Genomic DNA, 2,406 nt, shown 5'->3' on the forward strand with positions numbered 1-2,406 from the left:
TATCAAGATATTGATTTTTAGGTAAGATTCCAAAGGCTAAATCCTTATCTGCATCAAAAATATCATTTATTATATCATTTGGGAATTCTGTGCCACGAAACACCATTATTTTTTGATTAGAATCTTGTGTGTCCTCAAATAGCGTGCCACTAAAGCCATTTGTAGTATTTGGCTGATGATGAAGTAATCTATATCGATTAGTAAATTCTATAGTTTCTTGAGATAAAGGAGCGTCTAAAGAAACATTAGCAGGATTGTTATCTAGTGTAGAATTAATAAACCCTAGTGTTGTTTTATAGATTTTATCTTTAGCAAAGCGTGCTTCGATAGCACACGCATAAGCTGTGTTAGTGCCTTTTGGTTTAATTTTTGGTTTATTGTCTAAACCCATTACTTCAATATCTTGTTCTAACTTATCTTTAAAAGTTAAGTTATCAGCTTTTGCTTCTTTTTCGTTTTCTGCATTTTCGTATATATAATGCAACATTGCATAACTCGCATTTGCTACATGTGCATAATCTAAAAACTTTTTAACTAAATCTAAATTTGCATTATGTGTTTGAATGTTTTTATCCATCTAATATCCTTAATAACCTTTGCATTCCAATCTTTTCCTATCAAAATCTATGTACCATCCAGCACCTTCATCACCTTTTAGGAATATACCATAATATCTATAATAATATTGTTTATAGTATAAAAATGGATTGTCATTGTGAATGTAATATAAGATATTTTGTAATTCAATTATTCTACTAGAAATTTCTTGTTGTTGGCTATCATCTTTTTTTCTAAAATCTGTCATCAAATATTTTTGTTGCATTTTTTCATCATAGTAGGTTTTTGGGTAAGAAGTTTGACCATCCAGAGTTTTGTAAATTCTGTATAATTCCTCATCATATACCATCTTTTTGTTTTTAGCATTCTCACACAACCTCTTGAACTCATAATATTGCGGGTCTATGGATTTCAATGAGATTCCACCCATAATGAGCATAAAATAAAAGATAGATGAAAGACAAGGGAGTATCAAAGAAAGATATTGAGAGTATTTTTTATGAAGTATTTTATTGATTAAAAATATTACAATTACACTAAAAAGATACAATCCTACAAAAAGCACCAATGGAATAACAATAAAAAAGAATAAAAACCACATTAGAGATTCTCTAAATAAAACTTCAGCATATCAAGATATTGATTTTTAGGTAAGATTCCAAAGGCTAAATCCTTATCAGCATCAAGAATATCATTTATTATATCATTTGGGAATTCTGTGCCACGAATAGCGAGAACATATTTAGAATCTTCATCTACCTTTCTTGTATTTGTTTCTTTATCGATAAGCTCCCCTCTATCCTCAAACAAAGTAGCACTAAAGCCACTTGCAGTATTTTGCTGATGGGCTAGGAGTTTGTAGCGATTAGTAAATTCTATGGTTTCTTGAGATAAAGGAGCGTCTAAGGCAACATTGGCAGGATTGTTGGATAGTGTTTTATCTTTGCTTGATAAACAAGCTTTTGTGAAAGGAAAACAATAATCACCCTCTTTGCCTATGATTTTATCTTGATTAAAGCGTGCTTCGATACAACGAGCGTAAGTGGTATTAGTGGTAGTGTTGTTGAGTTTGTCGCCTAATTTTAAGCCATCACTTTTGTCGTCTTTACCAAGTTCATACTTTTTTTCAGTGTAATGAAGCATCGCATAACTCGCATTTGCAATATGTGCATAGTCTAAAAACTTTTTGACTAAGTCTAGTTTAGCTTCATTTGTTTTATTTGTCATGTTATCTCCTTACTTCTATTATATTTTCTTTACAATATAATGTTCGATTATTTTTCCAAATAAATCCAGCTCCTTCATCGCCTGACAAAAACAAACCTGTTTCTTTATACCAATATGATGAGTATTCGTAGAATGGTTGTTTATTATAATAAACAATATTTCTACTTTCACTTAAGCTACTAGAAATTTCATTTACATACCTTCCTTTAAGTAAAAAACTATCTACATAAAAAGTTTGATTCGTATTTTTATCATAGAACTTTTCACCTTGATAAAAATTTATTTGTTTATCAGCTTTTATATATAGGTCATATATGTTTTTATTGTAAATAATTGCTTTATTTGGCTTCTTGCATAGTTTTACAAACTTATAATATTGCCAATCCATAAGTCTAAATGAACACCCACCCACAAAGAATAAGATAAAAAATAAAGATACTAGGGATATTAAGATTCTTTTTATTGTAAATATTTCTTTGAGCTTTAAGAGTAAGTTTTCTTTAGTCATCTATGCCACCTCTTTATCAGCTACACTTAGATTTTCTATATCACTAGATACTATATAAGTATAGTAGGAGTTTGAAGAATAAAGGAGGCTAAGTATATCATAGAGGTTGTAGG

General features: G+C 29.8%; 3 protein-coding genes and 1 pseudogene. All 4 read right to left on the minus strand.

Features of this window, described 5'->3' with window-relative positions; translation table 11 throughout:
- Nucleotides 1–577, minus strand: a pseudogene (locus tag CQA53_RS10930) (lipase family protein); the annotation flags it as partial.
- 9 nt (nt 578–586) lie between these two features.
- Nucleotides 587–1,159 carry a hypothetical protein gene (locus tag CQA53_RS10935; protein WP_115543967.1) on the minus strand — a complete coding sequence of 191 codons (573 nt, stop codon included), beginning with the start codon at nt 1,157–1,159 and terminating at the stop codon, nt 587–589.
- Nucleotides 1,159–1,785, minus strand: a complete 627-nt coding sequence (locus CQA53_RS12675; protein WP_181882466.1) for a hypothetical protein — start codon at nt 1,783–1,785, stop codon at nt 1,159–1,161. The genes CQA53_RS10935 and CQA53_RS12675 overlap by 1 nt, the downstream gene beginning before the upstream one ends.
- Before the next feature lies 1 nt (nt 1,786).
- Nucleotides 1,787–2,293: a hypothetical protein gene (locus CQA53_RS10945; RefSeq protein WP_115543968.1), complete on the minus strand. Its 507-nt coding sequence runs from the start codon at nt 2,291–2,293 to the stop codon at nt 1,787–1,789.
- Nucleotides 2,294–2,406: the final 113 nt, after the last annotated feature.

Origin of the sequence: Helicobacter didelphidarum, from assembly GCF_003364195.1 — a bacterium.
Classification (GTDB): Bacteria; Campylobacterota; Campylobacteria; order Campylobacterales; family Helicobacteraceae; genus Helicobacter_A; species Helicobacter_A didelphidarum.

Bases quoted from the DNA above. Each gene is read 5' to 3' on its own strand.
- CQA53_RS12675 (WP_181882466.1), bottom strand. From the start codon at position 1,785: ATGACAAATAAAACAAATGAAGCTAAACTAGACTTAGTCAAAAAGTTT.
- CQA53_RS10935 (WP_115543967.1), bottom strand. From the start codon at position 1,159: ATGTGGTTTTTATTCTTTTTTATTGTTATTCCATTGGTGCTTTTTGTA.
- CQA53_RS10945 (WP_115543968.1), bottom strand. From the start codon at position 2,293: ATGACTAAAGAAAACTTACTCTTAAAGCTCAAAGAAATATTTACAATA.